The organism is Paracoccus haeundaensis (assembly GCF_006239215.1).
In the GTDB taxonomy this organism is placed as follows: domain Bacteria; phylum Pseudomonadota; class Alphaproteobacteria; order Rhodobacterales; family Rhodobacteraceae; genus Paracoccus; species Paracoccus marcusii.
In genome coordinates this window covers 1-2,940 of record NZ_VDDC01000084.1, presented here as the reverse complement: position 1 = coordinate 2,940, position 2,940 = coordinate 1, and the positions used below count along the sequence as shown (strand labels likewise).

Annotated in this window: 3 protein-coding genes; all 3 read right to left on the bottom strand. The window is 66.5% G+C overall.

The annotated features are described in order from the left end of the window. Positions 1-956, bottom strand: a 956-nt coding sequence (locus FHD67_RS19970) for a TonB-dependent siderophore receptor (protein WP_176695232.1), incomplete at its 3' end; no start/stop codon positions are given. 116 nt (positions 957-1,072) lie between these two features. After that, a complete protein-coding gene (locus FHD67_RS19965; RefSeq protein WP_045999796.1) occupies positions 1,073-1,882 on the bottom strand; it encodes an ABC transporter ATP-binding protein in 810 nt (269 codons plus the stop codon). Further along, entirely contained in the window at positions 1,879-2,940 is a 1,062-nt protein-coding gene (locus FHD67_RS19960) for a FecCD family ABC transporter permease (protein ID WP_425467290.1), read from the bottom strand. The genes FHD67_RS19965 and FHD67_RS19960 overlap by 4 nt, the downstream gene beginning before the upstream one ends.

The following is a 2,940-nucleotide window of genomic DNA, read 5'->3' as shown; positions in this document are numbered from 1 at the left end:
TAGCGCAGGTTCGACCGAAGGGTCAGCCCCTCCCCGAAATCATGTTCCGCGATCACGTTCACGGTCGTCCGCTCGACGTTGAGATAGTTGAAGTCCGGCTCTCCCAGGAACAGGCTGCGGTCATAGCTGCCGCCGCGGGGATAGCCGCCGCTGTTGGGCGTCGCGTCGCGGTCCAGGTAATCGACGATCAGGCTGACCGAGGTCACGTCACTGGGCTGCCAGGTCAGGCCGCCCATCAGGAACGTCTCGTCATCGCGCGAAAAATCGTATTCGCGGTCGCTGTCCTGCAGCTTGCCGGTCAGGCGCCATGACAGGGTCGCGTTCGGGGTCAGCACGTCGCCGAAGTCGAACCCGTATTCCTTGCGACTATCCGATCCGACTGTGCCGAACACCTCTGAGAACCGTTCCGCGCGCGGTCGCTTGGTCACGAAGTTGATTGAGCCGCCCGGATCGGCTGGCCCGAACAGGGTCGAGTTGGCACCACGGATGACCTCCACCCGCTCGTAAGCCAAGGGCTCTTCGCGGATGCCCCGCAGGCCACCAAGCGTGATTCCGTCGCGATAGGTCGAGGCGTCGAAACCCCTGATCTGGAAATAGTCGTTGCGGTCGTCGGTGCCATAGTAATCGGCGATCGTGCCCGCGGAATATTGCAGCACGTCCTCCAGCGTGCGGGCGTCGCGACGCTCGATCTCGGCTTGGGTAATGACAGAGACGGAGGCGGGCGTATCCAATATGCTGGTCGCTACCTTGCCGCCCACAGCCAACTCCCGTGCCACGATGGAGTTTGCATCGTCATCGCCGCCGTAGGCGTAGAGCGTGATCTCGGGCAGGCGGATGATAGGTGACAGGCGCGTCGCTGCGCTGTCTTGCGCACTGGCCGCGCCAGGCATCAGGGCGATCACTGCACAGCAGGACAGCAGAGCCGAGCGGGCATGGCAGGCGTTCCTCAGGGTCATGGCGAAAGCCTTATGTAATTTGTCGGATTACTGCCGGCTTAGGCCTGACGGTTTCGTGAGACAAGCCTGCAACGGGTGCATCGCATGCGCCCGTTGCAGAAAGGTGACACTTTCAGTCAATTATTTGCAGTAGCGCGGTGGCGGCCCACTGGCAGCATCATCGGACGTCCCGAAACAGGGTCAGTGATGATCCGGCTGGTCAAGCCGAAGACCTGTTGGATCGTATCCTGGGTCAGCACGTCCTCGGGCGCCCCCTGCCCATGCACGCGCCCCGCTGCCATGGCCACCAGCCGGTCGGCATAGCGCGCTGCCAGGTTCAAATCGTGTAGCACCATTACTATGGTGATGCCGCGACGGGCGTTCAGGTCGCACAACAGGTCCAGCAGCTCTATCTGGTGGGCGATGTCCAGGAATGTCGTCGGCTCGTCCAGCAGCAGCAGGTCGGTCTGCTGCGCCAGCGCCATGGCGATCCAGACGCGTTGGCGCTGACCGCCCGACAGCTCGTCCACGGCGCGGTCGGCCAGATCGGTCGTGCGCGTGGCCTGCAGCGCGTCGGCGACCGCCTGATCATCGTGCGGCCCCCACCGTGATATCAGGCCGTGATGTGGGTGGCGTCCCCGGCTGACCAGGTCGGCCACGGTGATCCCCTCTGGCGCGATCGGCGATTGCGGCAGCAGGCCCAAGGTCCGAGCCAGGGCGCGCGTGGGCATGCGGTGAATGGCGGTGCCATCGAGCGTGACCTGCCCCCGCCCCGGCCGCAGCAGGCGCGACATCACCCTTAGCAGGGTCGACTTGCCGCAGGCATTCGCCCCCACGATGGCCGTGATGCGTCCCGGCATCAGATCCAGGTCCAGCCCCTGCAGGATAGCGCGGTCGCCATACCCTGCCGACAGGTCGCAGACCCTTAAATTATGGTCGACGGTCACAGCGTGCCTCCGGTACGGTTCGCGCGGATGATGAGATAGATCAGGAAGGGAGCGCCCAAGGCACCTGTCACGACGCCGACGGGATAGCGGCCCGGCAACAAGAACTGTCCCGCGAAATCGCCTGCCAGAACCAGCACCGCGCCCAACAGGGCCGCGGGGATCAGCAACGATCCGTTCTGCCCTACGATCCGCGCGGCGATGGGTCCGGACAGGAACGCAACGAAGGCTATGGGCCCGGTCGTGGCTGTGGCGACCGCGATCATGCCGACCGCGCCCAGGATCACCGCCAGCCGGGTGGCCCCCACACGCACACCGAGGGCGGCGGCCATGTCGTCGCCCATGCGCAGTGCCTCAAGGTCGCGGCTGCGGCTGATCACCAGACCGCCGAACAGCGCCAGCGCGCCCAGCAGCGGCCAGGCCTGATCCAGCTGCGCGCCGTTCACGCTGCCCGACAGCCAGCGCATCGCCTCCTGCAGGTCCCAGGCCGGGGCGCGGGCCAGCGCATAGGCGATGAAGCTGTTGATCATCGCCGATACGCCGATGCCGACCAGGATCAGCCGCGATCCCGCGACTCCACCCCGAAAGGACAGGCCATAGATCAGCAGCGCGACCCCCAGCCCGGCACCTATCGCCACTGCAGATAGTGCCGGACCGTCCAGCGACAGGAACACGATGCCGAACACCGCCGCCGCGCTGGCCCCGGCGCTGACGCCGATGATGTCCGGGCTGGCCAGCGGGTTGCGTAGCATCACCTGGAACGCAACGCCGCCCAGACCGAAACACGCCCCTGCCAGAACCGACATCACCGCGCGTGGCAGGCGCAGATGGCCCACCGCAAAGGCGTCAGGCCCGCCCTGCCCCGCCAGGATGCGCAGCACCTGGCCCGGCGGGGTCAGGCTTTGCCCCGACATCAGCGTCAGTGCAAAGCCCGCGAGGACCAAGGCCAGCAGCGTCAGGGCGACCACGCGCCAGCGGCCCGTGCGCCGCCGGCGGCCGGCGGTCAGGAGGGTCAGGGCGCCGTTCACAGGTCTCGGACCCGTTGTCGGCGCACGATCCAG